Here is an 18,699-nt window from a genome sequence, read left to right on the forward strand (position 1 = left end):
CCAGCATCCCACAACGTCGCCGCGCGGCTTTCATGATAAGCCAGGGGGGGCAGGCGTCTCGCCGGTCCGGCGGGTGGGACGCCCGCCCGCCGCGAAGGCCCCCATAAACGCCTCGAGGTCATACTCGTAGGCCCATTTCGCCAGCACCGCGCAGAGTACCGGATCGGTTTCCCGAAGCGTCTCCAGCAGTGCGGTGATACGGCCGAAATCGCCCAATTGCGCCGCGCACTTCAGATCGGCCCGCCATCCTTCGGGGCAGGCGTCCACGTGCTCCATCAGTTCTTCGCCAGACAGCGGCAACGCGGATGGCGGCGGGTCACCCGCCCGGACAAACCGCAGCCCGGCCCGGCGCTCCAGAATGGCGAACAGCTCCTCGGCGCGGAACGGCTTACCGGCAAATTCATCGCAGCCGCAGGCGAGGAACTGGTCCCGATGTTCAGTGAAGGCGCTGGCGGACAGCGCCACCACGACCGAGCGTACCGAGTCGGGCCGGGCGGCCATGCGCGCCTTGATTTGACGAGTCGCCTCTTCACCCGACATGACCGGCATCCGCATGTCCATGAAGACGACGTGCGGTTGCCATTCCTCCCAGAGCGCCACCGCCTCCTGCCCGTCGGCCGCCTCGCGACACTTCAGGATCGCCGACAGCGGATTGAGCGTCTCCAGCAAGGCCCGCAGCGGTGCCCGATTGTCCGGCAGATCGTCCACGATTAGTATCCGACAGACCGACTGACCTGGCGCCAGATCAACCACGAAGGGGCCGGATTGCTCGGCCGTTGGCACAGCGACAGTGACCGCCGGAAGCGTCAGGGTGAAGGAGAAGCAACTCCCTTGGTCGGGGCGACTCTCCGCGGTCAGTTCCCCGCCCATGAGTCGGACAAACCGCCGGCTCAGTGCCAGGCCGAGGCCGGTGCCACCCGGCACCTGTCGGCCGCTGGCGGTCTGCCCAAAGGGCTCGAAGAGCCGCGCCATCTCCTGCGGCGCGATCCCGGTTCCGGTGTCGCTGACGCTGAACCGGATGGCGTCACCGGCCGCCGGCACGACCCGCAGCGTCACCGAACCAGCGGCGGTGAACTTGACTGCATTGCCGAGCAGGTTGATGAGGACCTGGCGCAGCTTCATCGCATCGCCGACGACCATTCGGGGCAAGGCCGCGGCCCCTACGGTCAGGGCCAACCCCCGCTCCAGGGCGCGCTGCCGAAAGAACGCCTCGGCCTCAGTGACGAGCGCGCTCAGGTCGAAGGGGGCCGCCTGAAGGGTCATCCGGCCGGCCTCGATCTTGGCCATGTCGAGGATGTCGTTGATCAGGGTCAGCAGGTGTTCGCCGCTACGCTGGATGGTCGTCAGGCTGTCGCGCTGGGTCACACTCAGGTCGGGGTCACGGCCCAACACCTGGGCGAAGCCGAGAATGGCATTCAATGGCGTGCGGATCTCGTGGCTCATGTTGGCCAGGAATTCGCTCTTGGCCAGGTTGGCCGCATCGGCGGCATCACGGGCCTGCTGGAGCATCGTCTCGTAGCGCTTGCGCTCGTCGATGTCGCGGGTCAGACCGAGGATTTCGACAAAGGCCCCGTCGGCCCCCCGCAGCGGGTAGGCCATGACCTCGGTCCAGAAGGTGGAGCCGTCTTTACACAAATATTCAAGCTCGCCCCGGAAATTTTCCGGCGCCCGGCCGGCCTGAATAGCGGCGTGCAACCGCTTGAAATAATCGATGACAATGGCTTGAGAATCAGGCGTATGGATAGCGTCGAGCGATTGGCGCATCGCCTCAGGCGGGGTGAAGCCACGTACCTTCTCCACGGCTGGACTGACATAGGTAATGGTGCCGTCAAGCGCCATGCTCCAGATGACATCCCTGGCATTGTCGGCCAACAGCCGGTGTCTTTCCTCACTGCGCCGCAGGGTCTCATTGGTGGATTCCAGTTCTTTGGTCCGGTGACGAACCTGGTCCTCCAGCGTCTCGTTCAGGTGCTCGAGCGCTTGTTGCGCCTGCTGCAAGCGGCGCTTTTCCTCTGTCAGGCGAGTCTCGGACTTCCTCAGATCGGCCGCGATGTGGCGCCTGACGGCGACGTCCCGGGCCAGCCGGCGGTTCCAGTAGAAGAAAGCGAGCGACACCAGGGTCGCACCGGCGACCACTTGCCATACCAGCGTATAGTCGATGCGTGGCCGCACCTCCACCGCACCCCATTTCTGGTTGATGGCGTTGATCTGGGCGGGGGTCATTGCCGCCAGCCCCTTGTCGATCAGCGAGGCCAGTGCCGGCCAGTCGATACGTACCGCCATCCCCTGCGTGTGCTGACCATAGGGCGTGCCGGCGGCGACCACCAAGTTGGTGAAGCGATTCTGTTTGATGAGGAAATTGGCAATGGCAAGGTTCCCTACGTAGGCCTCGGCCTGCCCCATGGCCACGGCCTCGAGGGCCTGCTGCGAGCGCCCCACTTCGAGGATGCGGATTCTGGGATGGTCGGTCCGGATTTTGTCCGTGATCGTAAAGCCCTTTTCCACCGCCAGGGTCTTGCCGCTCAGACCTTCGAGGCCGGCGATGTAGTGAGTGTCGTTGCGGGTATACACCACCCAGGGGGCGGTCAGGTAGTCGTTCGTCAGGGCGAACTGCTGTTCACGCTCCGGGGTACGGTGCATGGTCGGCAGCAGATCGAAATGCGCGCGGGCGCCCCTGACATCGGCCATCGCATCGAACCACTGAATGGCAGTGATCACATACTCGACCCGAAAGTTGAAACGCCTGGCGATCGCATCGAGATAGTCGACCGCCACGCCCGAGGGCCTCGGCTTGGTCATCATGTAGGGGGGCCAGTCGACGATGCGAACGCGGACGGTATGATTGGCGTCCAACCAGGCGCGCTCTTCCCGGGTCAACTGGATGGGGGCCGCAGGCGCGACGGTTTCCGCTTGCCCGGCCATCGCCGCAGAAGCGAAAAAAGGGCAGATCAGGATGATCGCGAGCAACCGGGATTTCATGCGCGGCGGCGAAATCCAAATCGCTTTGACGTCATACGCCATGGCGTCTTGCTACCCGCGCGCCCGGAGCGCCTGTGAAAAAGACTCAAGGTCATAATCGTAGGCCCACTGCTCCAGTACCCTGCGCAGAACGGCGTCATGGTCGTCGAGTTGCCCCACCAGTTCGGTGATCCGGCCGAAGTCGGCCAGTTCCACCGCGCCCCTCAGGTTGGTACGCCATTGCTCAGGGGGGCCGGCCAGGCGCACCGCCAGTTCCTCGGCAGTAAGCGGGACCGCGCCGGTCGGCACCGCCGCGGCGCACACGAACCGCAATCCGGCCCGCCGCTCAAGGATGGCGAACAGTTCCTCGGCCCGGAACGGCTTGCCGGCAAAGTCATCGCAACCGCAGGCCAGAAAGTGGTCACGATTTTCATTGAAGGCGCTCGCGGTCAGTGCCACCACCACCGAGCGTACCGCATCGGGCCGGGCGGCCATGCGCGCCTTGATCTGTCGCGCCGCCTCTTCCCCCGACATGACCGGCATCCGCATGTCCATGAAGACGACCTGGGGCTGCCATTGCTCCCAGAGCGCCACGGCCTCCTGCCCGTCAGCCGCCTCGCATAGCTCCAGCACTGGTGGTTGCGGATTGAGCATCTCCAGCAGGGCCCGCAGCGGCGCCCGATTGTCCGGCAGGTCATCGACGATGAGAACCCGACAGACCGGCTGGCCCGACTCCAGGCCAAGCACGGGGAGTTCGGCCCGCTCGGCCCTGGGTTCGATGGCAGCGGTCGGCGCCAGTACCAGGGTGAAGGAGAAGCAACTCCCTTGGCCCAGCGTGCTGTCGGCGCTCAGTTCCCCCCCCATGAGCCGGACAAAGCGGCTGCTCAGGGCCAGGCCAAGGCCGGTCCCGCCCTGTACTTGTCGGCCGCTGGCGGTCTGACCGAAGGGCTCGAAGAGTCGCGCCATCTCCCCCGGGGCTATCCCCATCCCCGTGTCGACGACGCTGAAGCAGATGGCATCGTCCGCGACCGGCTCGACCCGCAGCGTCACCGCGCCTGCGGTGGTGAATTTGACTGCATTGCCGACCAGATTGATCAGGACTTGCCGCAGCTTCATCGCATCCCCGACGACCATCCGGGGGAGCACCGAGGACGCGACGGTCAGGGCCAGCCCCCGCTCATGGGCGCGCTGCCGGAAAAAGGCCTCCGCCTCCGCGATGAGTTCGGTGAGGTCGAAGGGGGCCGCCTGGACGGTCATCCGGCCAGCCTCGATCTTGGCCATGTCGAGGATGTCGTTGATCAGGGTGAGCAGGTGTTCACCGTTGCGCTCGATGGTGGTCAGGCTGTCGCGCTGGGTGGCGTTCAGGGCCGGGTCACGGCCCAAGACCTGCGCGAAGCCGAGAATGGAGTTCAACGGGGTGCGAATCTCATGGCTCATGTTGGCGAGGAATTCGCTCTTGGCACGATTGGCCGCCTCCGCCGCTTCCTTGGCCCGGGCCAATTGCTCCTCCGCCTGCTTGCGCTCGGTGATGTCCTGGCCCTGGGCGATGGTGGCGAGCGGGGTCTGCCCGTCCGCGGCAAAGAGCGTAGCCGAATTCCACAGCACGGTCCGCACGGACCCGTCACGGTGCTGGATCTTGATCTCGACGACCTCCCACCGCTGGCCGCTCAGGGTCTGGCGGATCAGCGCCATCGAGTCCGCACAGAGCGCGGGCGGAAAGAGGATCGCGAGCGATTGCCCGAGCATCTGCACCTCGGTGCGCCCGCTCAGGAACTCAAAGGCGTGATTAAAGCGGGTGATGCGAAATTGCGGGTCCCACACGATGATGGGGGCATTGGCATAGTTGATCAGGTTCTCCAGATAGGCATTGGTTTCGCGCAACGTCTGCTCGGCCCGCTTGCGCTCGCTCAGATTCATATTGGCACCGGTGACCCGCAGCGGCCGACCGCCGTCGTCTCTGGTGATAAAGCCACGCGCAAGCACTGGTACATAGTGACCATCTTTGTGCAACAGACGAAGTTCCACCTCAAAAGTTTCCAGATGATTCCGCAGTGCCCCGTCCAAGACGCTGGTGACATGCGCAGCGTCATCGGGATGCATCCATAACCGCCAGAGATCGGCCTCCGGCCGCCGTTCGTCAGGCGCGTATCCCAATTGCTCCCACCATTGCGGAGAATAGTAGATGTCGTTGTTGATCAAGTCCCAGTCCCAGGGGGCATCGTGCGAACCCATAATGACCAAGCTTAAGCGTTCCTCGCTCTCCTCCAGGGCGTCCAGTCTGGTTTGACCGTGACTTAAGGCCGCTTGCGCCTGATGGTTCTTGACGATGGCGCGCAACAGCACCGCGCTGACGATTGAAAGCGCCAGAACCAGCGCCGGGACGGGCCAGATAATCGCGTGATGGTCGGCGCCAAACGCTTGCGGTTGATTGATAAAGGCAGGCTCGGCCGGCACCAGCCGCGCGTCGCGGCCGGCCTGAGCGCCAGCGCTCAGGGGAACGATCGAGCAAGTGAGACTCATTGCCGCTAAACACCAGGTAGGCCAGGTTCCGCGGGCCATGTGCATCGTCGCTGTCGCTCGCTCTTCAGTCCTGTCGGTCATACGATACGCCCCCGGGTCAGTGCGCTTGAGAACGCGTCCAGGTCATAGCGATAGGCCCACTGCGACAGCACGCTATGCAGTTCAGGGTGGTGCTCACCGAGTTGCTCGACGAGCACGCCGATCCGGCCGAAGTCGCCCAGTTCCACCGCGTCCCTCAGCTCGGCACGCCATCCCTCGGGGCAGGCCGCCAGGCGGGCCGCCAGCGCTTCGGCAGATAGCGCGACCGCCGCGGTCGGCGCTCCCCCGGCCCGCACGAACCGCAGGCCCGCGTGACGCTCCAGGATCGCAAACAGTTCCTCGGCCCGAAACGGCTTGCAGGCGAAGTCGTCGCAGCCGCAGGCCAGGAACCGGTCACGCTCCTCGTTGAAGGCGCTGGCGCTGAGCGCAACGATGACCGTTTGCACCGCCGCGGGCCGGGCCGCCATGAGCGACTTGATCTGCCGCGTCGCCTCCTCCCCCGAGAGCACCGGCATGCGCATGTCCATGAGGACCACCTGGGGCTGCCAGGACTCCCAGAGCGCCACGGCCTCCCGGCCGTCGGCCGCCTCCCGGACCTCCAGCACCGGCCGCAGCACCGGCCGCGGCCCATTGAGCGTGGTGAGCAGCGCCCGGAGCGGCTCCCGGTTGTCCTGCTGGTCGTCCACGATAAGGACCCGGCAGACCGGCTGGTCCGGCTCCAGGCCGATCACGGGGAGCTCGCCCGGGGTCCCGGCCGGGTCGTCGGTCACGGCCGCCGGGAGATCGATGGTGAAGGCGAAGCAACTCCCCCGACCCGGCATGCTCTCCACCCCCAGCTCCCCACCCATGAGCCGGACGTACTGGGCGCTCAGCGCCAGGCCGAGTCCGGTCCCGCCCTGCACCGTCCGGCCGGTGCTGGTCTGGATGAAGGGCTCGAAGAGTCGCGGCAGTTCGTCCGGGGCTATCCCCATCCCGGTGTCCAGGACGCTGAAGCGGATCGCCGCACCGGCGGCCACCTCGACCCGCAGGGTCACGGTCCCGGCGGCGGTGAACTTGACCGCGTTGCCGACCAGGTTCATGAGGACCTGGCGCAGATGCAGCTTGTCCCCTGCCACCAGCCGGGGAACCGCCGCGCGCTCAAGCGTCAGGGCCAATCCCCGGTCGCGGGCGCGCGGCCGGAAGAAGGCCTCGGTCTCGGTCAGCACGAGGTGCAGATCGAAGGGGGCCACCTGGCAGTTCATGCGTCCGGCCTCGATCTTGGCCATGTCGAGGATGTCGTTGATGACCGTCAGGAGGTGTTCGCCGCTGCGCTGGATAGTGGCCAGACTGTCGCGCTGGGCGGCGTTCAGATCCGGGTCGCGTGCCAGCACCTGGGCGAAGCCGAGGATGGCGTTCAGCGGGGTGCGGATCTCATGGCTCATGCTGGCCAGGAAGGACGACTTGGCCTGGTTGGCCGCCTCCGCCTGCTCCTTGGCGGCAATCAGGGCCTCTTGCCCCTGCTGTTGTTGGGTCAAGGCACGCGCCAAGGCGATATTGCCGTGGCTCAGGCGCGAGATCATCTGCGCGAACTGCATGAAGAAGTGCATCACCAGGGTCACCTTGTCGCGGCTCCAGCGCGGCACCTCGTCATAGGCGGCCAGATAGGCCGCCTCGTCGAACCCGTAACGGCGCGCCTGGGCGCGGAACCCCTCGCGGTCCGGCGGTTCGTCATCGTAGAAGAACTGACCGAGGAACAGATTGCCGAGGTGCTTGCCCTGGATCACGATCGGGGTCACCACATCGCGCATGCCGTTGGCGCAGCGGTAGGTGCGAAAGGTGCCCGGGGCCACACCCTGCGAGAGCAACGTGTCGCTTTCCAGACAGTTGCGGGCGGTTTCCGGATTTCTCCGGTGGAATTGCGTACAGATCGTCTGCCAGCCGGTGGCCACCAGCACCTTGCCCTTCAGATCGAGCAGGGCCACCGCGACATTGGTGAGCCGGAAAAAATTCTCCATCAGGCTTTGCAGTTCACGACAATCGATGATGTCGGCCAGATCCAAGGTGTCCAGATCCCCATCCGGGGACAGCAGGGCACTGAGCTTCGCGCGCACGCGCCCCTCGCTCTCGCCCAGTTCGCGGGTGCGTTCGGCCAGGGCCAGGTTCGCCCGACCGGCCTCTTCAAGGGCGGCGGTAACGCGCAGGTGGTTGCGCGACAGGGCGAACGCGACGAAGGCCAGGGCCAGGGTCAGGAGCGCGCCGGCGGCCATGACCGCGAGGCTCGTTTGCATGGAGCGCTCACCGCTCCGGTAGGCCGGCAGCGGCGCGATCCGAATGGTCCAGGCGCTGCCCGCGACGCTGAGCCGACGCTCGCTCTCCAGGGGCGCGGGCGCGGCACCCGCCTCGCGGTTGCGCGCATAGAGCAAGCCATCGGGGGACTGGGATGGCGTCGCCTCGATACTGATCGCGAGCCGCTTGGACAACTCGGGATATTCGCCGCTCAGATACGCATCCACCAGGTCCTTGATCCGCAGCGCCGCGTAGACCCAGCCGCGCAGGGCCGCGCGCCGCTGGGCGACGCTCTCCAGGGGGAGGCCGCTACGATAGACCGGCACGAGCATGAGGACCCCGGCCTGGACGTCCCGCTCGGTCTCCTGTTTCAGCGTCACATGCTCGGACAGGGCCGCCTGGTTTTCGTCGCGCGCCCGCGCCGCGGCCGCGGCGCGCACCGGCTCCGTCAACAGGTCGAAGCCCAGTGCACGCCGGTTGCGCCAATCCAGGGGCTCCACATAGACCACCGCGGCGTAGGGATCGCGGTCGCCGGGCGGCCGGATCTCGTAGTCGGGAAGACCCTGGGCGCGGATGGCCGCCACGTGGCGCGCCTTCTCGCCCGCGGACACCAGGGCGGCGTAGCCGATCCCCTGGATGCCGGGATAGAACTCGGCGAGCCGCAGCCCCTCGACATAGCGGCGGAACTGATCGCGGCTGACCTCGCCGGTGCTCGCAAAGAGCCCGGCGACCCCGCGCAGGATCTGGGCGTTGGCGAGCACCCGTTGCGCGAGACTGCTGACCACCTCGTTGACGCGCAGATCAAATTCCGCTCGCTCCATCGCGCCTTCGCGCTGGCGCAAGGCCGACCCCAACCCCCAGGTCAGCAGCAGACCGCCGACCAGGATCAACCAGGGTATGACCTGAAAAATGCGTCGTGCAGGCGGCGGATTGTTATCGTTGGTCGGCATTGACCACCTCCGTGCTGGGGCGGGGACGGGTCGGGAACCTGCCCCAACGCCACGCCAGGATACTGCCGGATTGCGGGGCTTGAGCCCCCAATGATGCTATCCTCTATATGATAGCGTTAAGCTGACGCAACAGTTCAGGCATCGTTTTTGCCTTGGTGGGATTTTTGATGAGACGACCAGACCAGACACCATGAACCAGGCTGGAACACGCACCCGGTGCCGGTCATGCGCATCCTGATCGTCGACGATGTCCCGGACAATATCCGGGTACTGAGCCGGATGCTGGTCGATGACGGACACCAGGTTTCCGCCGCCACCAACGGCCGCGCGGCCCTGAAGCTCGCCGCGTCCTGCGCCCCGGACCTGATCCTGCTCGACGTCATGATGCCGGAGATGGACGGCTACCAGGTGTGCGCGGCGCTCAAGGCCGACCCGCTGCTGAGATCGATCCCGGTCATCTTCATCACCGCCCTGAGCGATGCCGAGGACGAGACCCGCGGCCTGGCGCTGGGGGCCGTGGACTACATCGCCAAGCCGTTCAAGGAGGCCATCGTGCGGCTGCGCGTGCGCACCCACCTGGAACTCAAGCGCCAGCGTGACATTCTCAGCCAGCTATCGCACCTCGACGGCCTGACCGGAATACCCAACCGCCGGGCGTTCGACGAACGGTTGGATCGGGAGTGGCGACGGGCGGTCCGCGCCGGCGAACACCTGGCCGCGGCGATGGTCGATATCGACCACTTCAAGGAGTACAACGACGCCCACGGGCACTTGGCCGGGGATGACTGTCTGCGCCGCGTGGCCGAGGCCCTGGCGGCCGGGCTCGAGCGGGCGGGGGATTTCATCGCCCGCTACGGCGGGGAGGAATTTATCTGTCTGCTCAACGGGGTCGACGACCAGGGGACCGCAGTGGTGGCCGAACGGCTGCGCGCCGACATCGAGTCGCTGCAGCTCCCCCACGGCGCCTCACCGGTGTCGCCCTGGGTCACCGTGAGTGTCGGCGCAGCGTCCCGGCGGCCGACGCACGAGACAGCGCCGTCCGAAGTCGTCGCGGCGGCCGATCTGCAACTCTTCACGGCCAAGCGACTCGGGCGCAACCGGATCAGTGTGGCCCTGTAGACCTTTCAACCCAGAAAGAGCGGTTTGGCCGCAAATGAACGCAAAAGGACGCAAATAATCAAGAACCTGGCGGGCGCAACCCTGTTCATTGGCCCGATGCAGTGCATGATCACCGCAACCCATAGATTTATTTGCGTTTATTTGCGTTCATTTGCGGCTGATTACTCCTCTTGGGTTCAATCGCTCGGCCTGACCGATCGCTAGTCCTCCGGGCCCAGACTCCGCGGGTCCTGGTGAATGGTGATGTCCGCACCGGGGAACTCGACCCGCAGGGCGTCCTCCACCTGGTCGCAGATGCGGTGGGCGGCCAGCAGCGCCAGGTCGTCGTCCAACTCCAGGTGCAGTTGCATCACCGGGACGGAGCCGGAGCGACGGGTGCGCAGTCCATGCACGCCCAGGACCCCCGGCACGGCCGCCGCCACCGACGCGATCCGGGCCCGGTCCGCCACGCTCAGTTCCCGATCCATCAGCAGGTCCACCGCCTCCCGGGCGATCTGAACGGCGCTGTAGAGGATGAAGAGGGCGATCCCCAACGCGAAGATGGGGTCCAGGCCCGGCCAGCCGAACATGGCGCAGACGAGCGCAATGAGGGTGGCCGAGTTGGTGGCCAGATCCGTGGCGTAGTGCAGCGCGTCGGCACGGATCGCAGTCGATCCGGTCGCGCGGATGACGTGCCGCTGAAAGCTCAGCAGGAGCAGGGTCGCGGCCATGGCGAAGACCATGACCGCGACACCGACGCCCAGGTCTGCCAGGGGCTGGGGATGGATCAGCCGGTCCACTGCCTGCAGGGCCAGGAAGGCGGCGGAACCGGCAATGAAGGCGGCCTGGCCCAGGCCGGCGAGGGACTCGGCCTTGCCGTGCCCGAACCGGTGCTCGGCGTCCGCGGGCAGCAGCGACCAGCGCACCGCGAGCAGGTTGACCACCGAGGCCCCCACGTCCATCAGCGAGTCCACCAGGCTCGCCAGGACACTGACCGAACCCGTGATCAGCCAGGCGGCCAGTTTAACCAGGATCAACGTCGTTGCGGTCGCCACCGAGGCATAGGTGGCGAGGCGCAACAGGCGCGCCTTGTCATGGGCCATGGTCATGTCGGATAGGTCTCAAGAGCGGCGCGGATGCGCTCGGGGGCGAGCCCCAGGGCCCAGGCCGCGGCGATGGCGGCGAGCACGTTGCCGACCGGGACCAGGGCGTGGCCGGCCGCATCACAGGGCAGCCGCGCCAGGGGCAACAGGGCCTCTTCGCTGTCGCCCGTGACCAGCCGGATGCCGCCGTCACGCTCCACCACCGCCCGGCCGCCCTGCGCCAGCGCGGCAGTAACCACCGGGTGCGCCGGGTCGCGGGCGAACCACAGCACGGCGCCGCGGCTGCGCTCGGCCATCCCCGCCACCAGGGGGTCTTCGGCGTTGAGCACGGCGCAGCCGTGGGCCGGCACCGCCTCCACCACACAGCGCTTGACCCGTACCAGGTCCTCCAGGGCCGCACTGTCGGGTAGTGCCTGCGTGTCTGCGTGAGCGAGCGCGGTCACCACGCCGACCAGGCACCGGTCGAAGCCCAGCCCCTCGCCGCGGATACCCTCAGCCCCGACCGCCAGCACCGCCGCCGTGAGGCGCGGGTAGAGCAGCAGGTCATGGGCCGCCGCGGGACCGGTGGCGTCGCGCGCCGCCCACCGGCGCTCGCCGAGTTCCAGGCCCGCACTGGTCGCCAGCCCCACCAGGGCGTCCGGGGCGCGCAGGAGCCAGGCAATGAGCCGGGCGGTGCCGTTCTTGCCGCTGACCCCGGTGACCGCCACCAGGGGGATGCGGCCGTCCTCCCCGGGCGGAAACAGCAGGTCGATGATCGCCTCGCCCACCGGGCGCGGCAGACCGGCGGAGGGCTCCAGGTGCATCCGCAGCCCCGGCCCCGCATTGACCTCCACGATAGCCCCGCCCTGCTCCTCCAGGGGCCGACCGATGTCCTGCGCCAGCACATCGATCCCGGCCAGATCGAGGCCGACCACGCGGGCCGCGTCCACCACGCGGGCGGCGACCTGCGGGTGCACCAGGTCGGTCACATCGGTGGCGGTCCCGCCGGTGCTCAGATTGGCGTTGTGACGCAGGATGACCCGCACCCCGGCCGCGGGCACCGACTCGGGCGTCAGCCCCTGTTCGGCGAGGATCGCCAGCGCAATCGGGTCCAGTTCGATCAGGCTCAGCATCGTGGCATGGCCGGCGCTGCGGCGCGGGTCCCGATTGACCTCAGCCACCAGTTGGCGGACGCTCGCCTGCCCGTCACCGCTCACCTGGGCCGGCTCGCGGCACGCCGCCGCGACCACGCGCTCACCGACCACCAGCAGACGAAAGTCGGCACCGGGGATGTAGCGCTCGCACAGGACGTCCGAACCCTCCCGGCGGGCGGCGGCGAAGGCCTGCTCCACCTGCCCCGGCGTACTCAGGTTGGCCGTCACACCGCGACCGTGGTTGCCGTAACGCGGCTTCACCACCACCGGCGCACCCGACTCCTGGGCAAAGCGCCAGGCCTCCTCCGCGCTCGCCACCGGCCGCCCCTCCGGTACCGGCACCCCCGCGGCGGCCAGCAGCATGCGCGTCAAGTCCTTATCCTGGGCGATCGACTCGGCGATGGCGCTGGTCCGATCGGTCTCCGCGGTCCAGACCCGGCGTTGGCGCTGACCCCAGCCCAGTTGCAGCAGGTTCTCGCTGCCCAGGCGCCGCACCGGGATGCGCCGGGCGCGGGCGGCGGCGGCAATGGCATGGGTGCTGGGGCCCAGGCGCACCTCATGACAGAGCGCGCGCAGCGGTTCCAATTCGTCCGCCGGGTCGAAGGGGCGGTCATGGATGGCGGCGAGCAACAGGGTCCGGGCGGACTCCACCGCCGCACGGCCCAGGGCCTCCTCCGCGTATTCGATGGCGACCCGGTAGACCCCATCCTCGTCGGTCTCCCGGGCCCGGCCGAAGCCGACCGGGGTGCCGGCCAGGGTCTGCAACTCCAGGGTGACATGCTCCAGGCAGTGGGCCATGTAGGTGCCCCGCTCCAGGCGCTGGAAGAAGCCCCCGCGCTCACCCGGGCTACAGTGATGCTCGATCAGGGACGGCAGCCAGGACTTGAGACGGTCATTGAAACCCGGGATCTCCTCCGAGGAGCGATCCTTGATCTCCCCCAGGTCCAGCAACAGTTCGAGCACCGGGCGGTGCGCCCAGATATTGGGACCGCGCAGGACCCGCAGGCGTCGGATATCGAGCAATTAGACCCCCTTGCGCCGGCGCATGGCACGGCTGGGCAGAAGAAACGTAAACCTCACGCCTGCATCACCGGGGCCGCCGCGGCGCCCAGCGGCAGGTCATGCAACGGCAGTTCGCGGAACGCCTGATCCGCGGCCAGGCGGGCGCGGACATAGTCGACAGTCTCGTCGATCAGGTCCGCCTGGACCAGGATCAGGTCCCCCGGCTGGGCCAGCCACAGGGCCGCCTCCACCGCGGACCGCCAGCCGTGGATGGTCTGGACCTCCTGGACCCGCTCGCCGGCCGCCAACCCCCGGGCGAACAGTGACATGATCTCCCCCGGCAGGCGCCCACGGGTGCAGTGGTCCTCATAGAGGATGACCCGGTCGAAGGCCTGGCCCAGGATCTCCCCCTGCCGGATCAGGTCGGCATCGCGCCGGTCCCCCGCGGCCGAATAGACCGCGAGGCGCCGCCGGTGGGGAAAGGAGTCCAGGGCTGCGATCATCGCCAGCAGGGCCGAGGGGTTGTGACCATAGTCGAAGACCACGGTCGCACCGTTGATGCAGAGCACGTTGAAACGCCCGGGACTGCGGTCCAGATCGGCACCGAAGGTTTCAAGCGCGGCCCCGATGGTCTCCAGCGGCAGACCCAGGGCCCACAGGGTCGCCGCGGCGGCCAGGCAATTCTCCACCTGGAAGCCGATCCGCCCGCCGTTGGTGAGCGGAATCCGGCCCAGCGACAACAGGACCCACTGCGCCTCGCCCGCCGCCAGGATCAGGTCCTGCCCTTGGACGAAGGCCGCCCGGGCGCCCTCGCGCCGCTGCCGCAGGATCACCGGGTGCTCGCCGTCGCGCGCAAAAAACAGCACCGAGCCCTTGCAGTGAGCGGCCATCCGCGCGACCAGCGGGTCCACGGCATTGAGCACGGCGGTCCCCCCGGGGGAGACCCCGCGCACCACCGCCTGCTTGACCTCGGCCAACTCCGCCACGGTGTCGACCCATCCCAGTCCCAGGTGATCCCCCTCGCCGATATTGGTGACCACCGCCACGTCACAGGCGTCGAAGCCCAGCCCCTCGCGCAGGATACCGCCGCGGGCGGTCTCCAGCACCGCGGCCTCGACCTGGGGATTGAGCAGGACCAGGCGTGCGCTCTGGGGTCCGGCGCAATCGTCGGTGTCGATACGCCGATCCGCGAGATAGATGCCGTCGGTGCAGGTCATGCCGACGAAGCGTCCGGAAACGCTGAGCCCATGGGCGATCAGCCGGGTGACCGTGGTCTTGCCGTTGGTACCGGAGACGGCGACGATCGGGATGCGCCCGGTCTCACCCGGCCGGTATAGGGTCTCCAGGAAGGCCGCGGCGATCGGGCGTGAGCGCACGCACTCCACATAGAGGTCCAGCGGCGGGGCCGCGATGACCTCGCTGATCAGCCCGCCCTGGGACTCCAGGGGCCGGGCGATGTCCGCCGCCGCCAGGCGGACCTCCGCCGTCTCCAACCCCAGGACCCGGGCGGCGTCCAGGACCCGGGCGCGCACTTCCCCGTGGATCAGTCCGCTCACGTCGGTGACCGTCGGGCCGGCGCCATTGCCGCCCCGCCCCGGCTGCCAGTGCAGGGCGGCCAGGACGCGCCGCCCGGCGACCAGGACCCGGTAGTGGGCGCCCGTGACCGGCGCCTCGGCGCAGGCCAGACCGGCACACTCCAGAAGCGCACTGAGCAGGCCGCGCTGCGCCGCCGCGTGCTCGGCCAGGGGTGTGTCGGGGGCCAGCGCGGTACACGGCAGGCGCCGCTGCCGGGCACCGTGGCCGAGCTGCAAGACGCTCCCGGGGAGCCGCCGGGTGGGGATACCGCGCGCCTGGGCCGCCCGCAGCAGCGCCGCACAGGTCGGCGTCGGGCCCGCCTCCAAGGCCAGGGCGCGCAGCCCCGGCACAGGATTGGGAAGTTCGCCGTCGGACGCGGCCAGCCCGGCGCGGACCAGGTCCAGGGCGGCCGCCGCGCAGGCCTGCGGGGGGGCGCCCTCGACGAAGGTAAAGGCGAGCCGGTACAGACCCGGCTGCGAGGTCCGGCGCACCCGGGAGAACCCCGGCCGCACCCCGCTCTGAGCGCACAGTTCCAGGATGGTGGCGAGGAACACCTGGGCGAGCCAGCGCTGATGTCGCCGCTCATGCAATGGATGGTCCGGGTCCGCGGGCGGTCGCCGCGGCAGGGTCAGGCCCGGCAGCCGGGCGGTCAACTGGGCGCGCAGACGCCCGGCCGATACCAGCCACTCACCGGGCGGGTGATCGGACAGATCGAACCAGACCTCGACCACCGGAAAATCGGCCCAAAGGTTGGGGCCGAGCAACGCACGGACTCTGCGGATATCCACGGATCTGATCCGAACTCAATGCGAACAGGCTATCGGGTCCGGGCTGCCGGCCGGTCGGCGACTGGAGGTCGACCGCCGTCTCAAGGCCCGGGAGGCACCTCAAGGGTAGCGTCGGGGGCCGGACGCCCGCCGCGCGACCCAGGGTCGACCCTCCATGGTCCACAACGGCGACAGGCGTAAGGTCGAGGGGTGGGGAGGTCGGCCGGGGATAGTATGCCGAGCGCCGCGTAAAGTCGAGATCTGTAAAGGTGACGCGCGGTGCCGGGCAGGCCCGCGACCGGTCCGCGGGCGCGCCCGGGGCGCCGCGGCGCAAGCGCCACGCCCGACGCCCTGCCCAGGGCCCCGGATTCCCGGCGACGCGCGGCTTGTGCCTTGATTTTGCTGAATGTACCATGTGTCCTATTGAGTCCCTCAGCTGACAACCCGGCAGTGGGCGATGGTCCGCTGTTCCGCAGTCGTTGTCGTTGTCGTTGTCATTGTCGTAATCGAGGTTATCGTAACGCCCCGGATTCTCTCGCACGCCAAATGTCATCGCTTCTTCGATTACGATCACGACAACGACAACGACAACGACAACGATCGTGTTTTGTTTAGCTTGTTCTTGACTCGTGACTTATCTCGTCAAACCCAGTCCCGGCACCGAGGGGAGCTGCCGGACCTCACGCGGACGGTCATCGCAACACCATGAGCAAACTCTCGGCCGGAATCAAAGAGGAGTTCCTGGCGATCCTGCCGCCGACGCTCTTCTTCTTCATCGCCCTGCACATCGTCGCGCTCATCCGCAGCCTGATGCTCGAGGGCACCGGCATCGCGCTCGGCACCACGCTGTCGGTCGCGGTCGCGGCGCTGATCCTCGGCAAGGCCGTCCTGTTGGCGGACCTGCTGCCCGTCATCAATCGCTATCCGGACCGGCCCCTGATCTACAACATCACCTGGAAGACCCTGATTTACCTCGTGGTCGCCGGGCTCATCCACTACCTGGAGCGTCTCATCGACTTCGCCCGACAGGCGGGCGGCATCATCGCCGGCAACGAGAAGCTGCTTGCCGAACAGGTCTGGCCGCATTTTCTCGCGGTCCAGCTCCTGCTGCTGGTGCTGATCCTCATGTATTGCACCATGCGTGAACTGACCCGCGTGATCGGCCGGGAGCGGATGCACCGGATCTTTTTCGGACCGCGCACCCAGTGACGGGTGATGACGATGGACCACGCAAGCGATCAGCCGGTCTAGGACATCGTCGTTGTCGTTGTCGTTGTCGTAATCGGAGAAGCGATGCCATTTGGGCTGCAAGAGAATCCAGGGCGCCACGATAACCTCGATTACGACAACCAGGCCTTGACCATAAATCCGGCCACCCTGCTGTAGGGGAGGTCGCTGGTCCGCAGAGCGGACCCTACGGGCGCGGGGCCGTAGGGTCCGCTGTGCGGACCATAGACCTCGCTGTTGGCTGATAGGCCGGGATTATGATCAAGGCCGACAACGACAACGATTGCGTTCGTGTTTGACTCGTTACCAAGGGCAGCCAGTCACGGCTTGTCTCATTCGCGATGGCCGGCATTGATAGTCGACCCACGCACGCTGCCGCCCACCACGACGCTGCCGGGTCCGGCGGCGACCGCACCCGCGCCCTGGGCAATCACATTGCCGTTCCCGCGTATCCCGACCGCAGTGACAGCGGCTGACTTCGACTGATTGCGCAGGTCGGCGAGTTCATCCCTCAGGATGGGATCAGACAGCAGGAGTCGTTTGACGGCCACGCGCAGGGCCGCCTGGGCGTCCGCGTCGTCGGGGGTCAGGGCCAGTTCCTGCAAGGCGTCCGAGTCCGCGCCAAGCCGACCGTGCAATTTGTCCCAGATGGCCCGGACCTGCTCCCAGCCAGCCTGCCCGAGTTTTTCCCCGAGCGCCTCGGCGGCCTTCTCGCCGCCTTGAGTCAATAATGGGACCAGCGGGGCGAGCGGACTTGCCAGGTCCGCGGCCAAGGGGGCTATGTCCATGTCGTTCTCCGGTGGTCGAGGTGAGGGGAGGTTTCGTTCTGGTGTCGTGGGATCGAAATGGAATGTGATGGGGGTCTCATGCGTCGCTGGCCATTTCCAAGTCGGCCGTGGTAAACCGAGGCATTGGCGCGGACTAGTCGGGGCGGTATAAGACGACGCGGAACCCGACACCGTTGCTGCTGACGGTTGGGTCTTGGTAGTGCCGGCTGGTGCAACTAGCGCCGCGCAACACGCGTGGATCGGTTCGTTCCGCATCCAGGCCCTCGCGACCGTCTTGCGGCTTGTATGCGTAGCTGCACAAGCGGCTGTAAGTCGCCCGTATGGGGTAACCGACGCACATGAACTCGTCATGGCCGAGGTGGGATATTGCCTCCGGACGATAACCAACTGAAAAGTCGACCACTTCCGTCCGAGTGCGACTCCACAGACTGCGGGTCCACTCCGATACATTACCACTCATGTCCAGGCAACCGAAGGGATCGCCCCGTCAGGAAATACGCCGACTGGAGTAGTCTTACCCAGTCCTAGCCGTGGGCAATTGCAGCGAGTCACCTCGAATGTGTCTCCCCATGTCCCCATGGATACTGACGCTGGTCTTGATCCCCACGGGCTGCCTTTTCCCACTCCGCCTCGCTCGGCAGGCGGATATCCTGTTCCGTGACCATGCCCAGCCAGACGCAATACAGGTAGGCCTGGTATCAGGTGATGTTGACCACCGGATGACCCTCCAACCGCTTGGGCGGACGGTCGCCTTCGCAATGGCCAGGTACGCGGGCGACACGCCCCTCCGTGTGCTTGACAAATAGACGATACTACGCATTGGTGATGGGAACCCGCGAGATCCAATACGCAGGTAACTGCAATTGGTGAAGGTGAACGGGTGTCTCGTGGGTAGGGCCGCGTACGGTTGCCTTCAAGCTCCAGGTAGCGGTTGCGGCTGATGACGTGCCGGAGATAGCGCCCAAGGGCCAACTCCCGGTCGGCCGCACTCAGGGATAGCGGGCTAGCATCGAGCAGCGGGAAAATATTTTGGGTCAGATTGCCGCGGACGACGGTAGAACCTCCGGTCGCGGCGGTCGCTCCTTGACCCTGGGCCAGGGTATTACCGTGGCCCTGAATTCCGGTCCAGGTGCCGCCCGCAGACCGGGTGTCGTCAACCAGGGCGGCGAGCCCCTGGGCCAACGAGGGATCGTCCTTGAGCAGACGCGTTAGCTCTCCGCACAACGCCGCTTGCGCATCCGGGTCCCCCGGTTGGGCCGCGACCTCCTTCGCCG

11 protein-coding genes are annotated in these 18,699 nt (G+C 67.2%); 2 read left to right on the forward strand and 9 right to left on the reverse strand.

Annotated features, from left to right (window positions below):
• Nucleotides 1-30: 30 nt before the first annotated feature.
• From THSYN_RS27155 to THSYN_RS27165, 3 genes are all read right to left on the reverse strand, one after another.
• Nucleotides 31-2,979: an ATP-binding protein gene (locus THSYN_RS27155; RefSeq protein ID WP_172965346.1), complete on the reverse strand. Its 2,949-nt coding sequence runs from the start codon at nucleotides 2,977-2,979 to the stop codon at nucleotides 31-33.
• 51 nt (nucleotides 2,980-3,030) lie between these two features.
• Nucleotides 3,031-5,478 carry a PAS domain S-box protein gene (locus tag THSYN_RS27160; RefSeq protein ID WP_172965347.1) on the reverse strand — a complete coding sequence of 816 codons (2,448 nt, stop codon included), beginning with the start codon at nucleotides 5,476-5,478 and terminating at the stop codon, nucleotides 3,031-3,033.
• A 77-nt stretch (nucleotides 5,479-5,555) separates the two neighbouring features.
• Complete coding sequence (locus THSYN_RS27165; protein ID WP_100921886.1) at nucleotides 5,556-8,732, reverse strand: CHASE domain-containing protein; 3,177 nt, start codon at nucleotides 8,730-8,732, stop codon at nucleotides 5,556-5,558.
• Nucleotides 8,733-8,957: 225 nt separating this feature from the next.
• On the opposite strand from THSYN_RS27165, the gene THSYN_RS27170 reads away from it, so the two are divergent.
• On the forward strand, nucleotides 8,958-9,851 hold the full coding sequence (locus THSYN_RS27170; protein ID WP_100922627.1) for a diguanylate cyclase domain-containing protein: 894 nt from the start codon (nucleotides 8,958-8,960) through the stop codon (nucleotides 9,849-9,851).
• Nucleotides 9,852-10,051: 200 nt separating this feature from the next.
• On the opposite strand, the gene THSYN_RS27175 is transcribed toward THSYN_RS27170, so the two are convergent.
• The 3 genes from THSYN_RS27175 to THSYN_RS27185 are packed head-to-tail and all read right to left on the reverse strand — an operon-like array spanning nucleotide 10,052 to nucleotide 15,431.
• Nucleotides 10,052-10,939 (reverse strand): cation diffusion facilitator family transporter, encoded by an 888-nt coding sequence (locus tag THSYN_RS27175; RefSeq protein ID WP_157817965.1) that lies wholly within the window; start codon nucleotides 10,937-10,939, stop codon nucleotides 10,052-10,054.
• Nucleotides 10,936-13,089, reverse strand: coding sequence for a cyanophycin synthetase (locus THSYN_RS27180; RefSeq protein ID WP_100921887.1), 2,154 nt, complete (start codon nucleotides 13,087-13,089; stop codon nucleotides 10,936-10,938). The genes THSYN_RS27175 and THSYN_RS27180 overlap by 4 nt, the downstream gene beginning before the upstream one ends.
• 53 nt (nucleotides 13,090-13,142) lie before the next feature.
• A complete protein-coding gene (locus tag THSYN_RS27185; RefSeq protein ID WP_236848717.1) occupies nucleotides 13,143-15,431 on the reverse strand; it encodes a glutamate ligase domain-containing protein in 2,289 nt (762 codons plus the stop codon).
• 684 nt (nucleotides 15,432-16,115) lie between these two features.
• On the opposite strand from THSYN_RS27185, the gene THSYN_RS27195 reads away from it, so the two are divergent.
• Nucleotides 16,116-16,619 carry a hypothetical protein gene (locus THSYN_RS27195; RefSeq protein ID WP_100921890.1) on the forward strand — a complete coding sequence of 168 codons (504 nt, stop codon included), beginning with the start codon at nucleotides 16,116-16,118 and terminating at the stop codon, nucleotides 16,617-16,619.
• 350 nt (nucleotides 16,620-16,969) lie between these two features.
• Here THSYN_RS27195 and THSYN_RS27200 read toward each other — a convergent pair whose 3' ends face one another.
• The 3 genes from THSYN_RS27200 to THSYN_RS37495 all read right to left on the reverse strand — a co-directional run bounded on the left by THSYN_RS27200 (nucleotide 16,970) and on the right by THSYN_RS37495 (nucleotide 18,090).
• Nucleotides 16,970-17,425, reverse strand: coding sequence for a hypothetical protein (locus THSYN_RS27200; RefSeq protein WP_100921891.1), 456 nt, complete (start codon nucleotides 17,423-17,425; stop codon nucleotides 16,970-16,972).
• 133 nt (nucleotides 17,426-17,558) lie between these two features.
• Complete coding sequence (locus tag THSYN_RS37490) at nucleotides 17,559-17,885, reverse strand: formylglycine-generating enzyme family protein (RefSeq protein WP_100921892.1); 327 nt, start codon at nucleotides 17,883-17,885, stop codon at nucleotides 17,559-17,561.
• Between the two features lie 88 nt (nucleotides 17,886-17,973).
• Nucleotides 17,974-18,090: an SUMF1/EgtB/PvdO family nonheme iron enzyme gene (locus THSYN_RS37495; RefSeq protein ID WP_100921893.1), complete on the reverse strand. Its 117-nt coding sequence runs from the start codon at nucleotides 18,088-18,090 to the stop codon at nucleotides 17,974-17,976.
• Nucleotides 18,091-18,699 lie beyond the last annotated feature (609 nt).

Source organism: Candidatus Thiodictyon syntrophicum (assembly GCF_002813775.1).
In the GTDB taxonomy this organism is placed as follows: domain Bacteria; phylum Pseudomonadota; class Gammaproteobacteria; order Chromatiales; family Chromatiaceae; genus Thiodictyon; species Thiodictyon syntrophicum.

Coding starts and splice junctions, on each gene's coding strand:
- THSYN_RS27155 (WP_172965346.1), bottom strand. CDS start 2,979: ATGAAATCCCGGTTGCTCGCGATCATCCTGATCTGCCCTTTTTTCGCT.
- THSYN_RS27160 (WP_172965347.1), bottom strand. CDS start 5,478: ATGAGTCTCACTTGCTCGATCGTTCCCCTGAGCGCTGGCGCTCAGGCC.
- THSYN_RS27165 (WP_100921886.1), bottom strand. CDS start 8,732: ATGCCGACCAACGATAACAATCCGCCGCCTGCACGACGCATTTTTCAG.
- THSYN_RS27170 (WP_100922627.1), top strand. CDS start 8,958: ATGCGCATCCTGATCGTCGACGATGTCCCGGACAATATCCGGGTACTG.
- THSYN_RS27175 (WP_157817965.1), bottom strand. CDS start 10,939: ATGACCATGGCCCATGACAAGGCGCGCCTGTTGCGCCTCGCCACCTAT.
- THSYN_RS27195 (WP_100921890.1), top strand. CDS start 16,116: ATGAGCAAACTCTCGGCCGGAATCAAAGAGGAGTTCCTGGCGATCCTG.
- THSYN_RS27200 (WP_100921891.1), bottom strand. CDS start 17,425: ATGGACATAGCCCCCTTGGCCGCGGACCTGGCAAGTCCGCTCGCCCCG.
- THSYN_RS37490 (WP_100921892.1), bottom strand. CDS start 17,885: ATGAGTGGTAATGTATCGGAGTGGACCCGCAGTCTGTGGAGTCGCACT.
- THSYN_RS37495 (WP_100921893.1), bottom strand. CDS start 18,090: ATGGTCACGGAACAGGATATCCGCCTGCCGAGCGAGGCGGAGTGGGAA.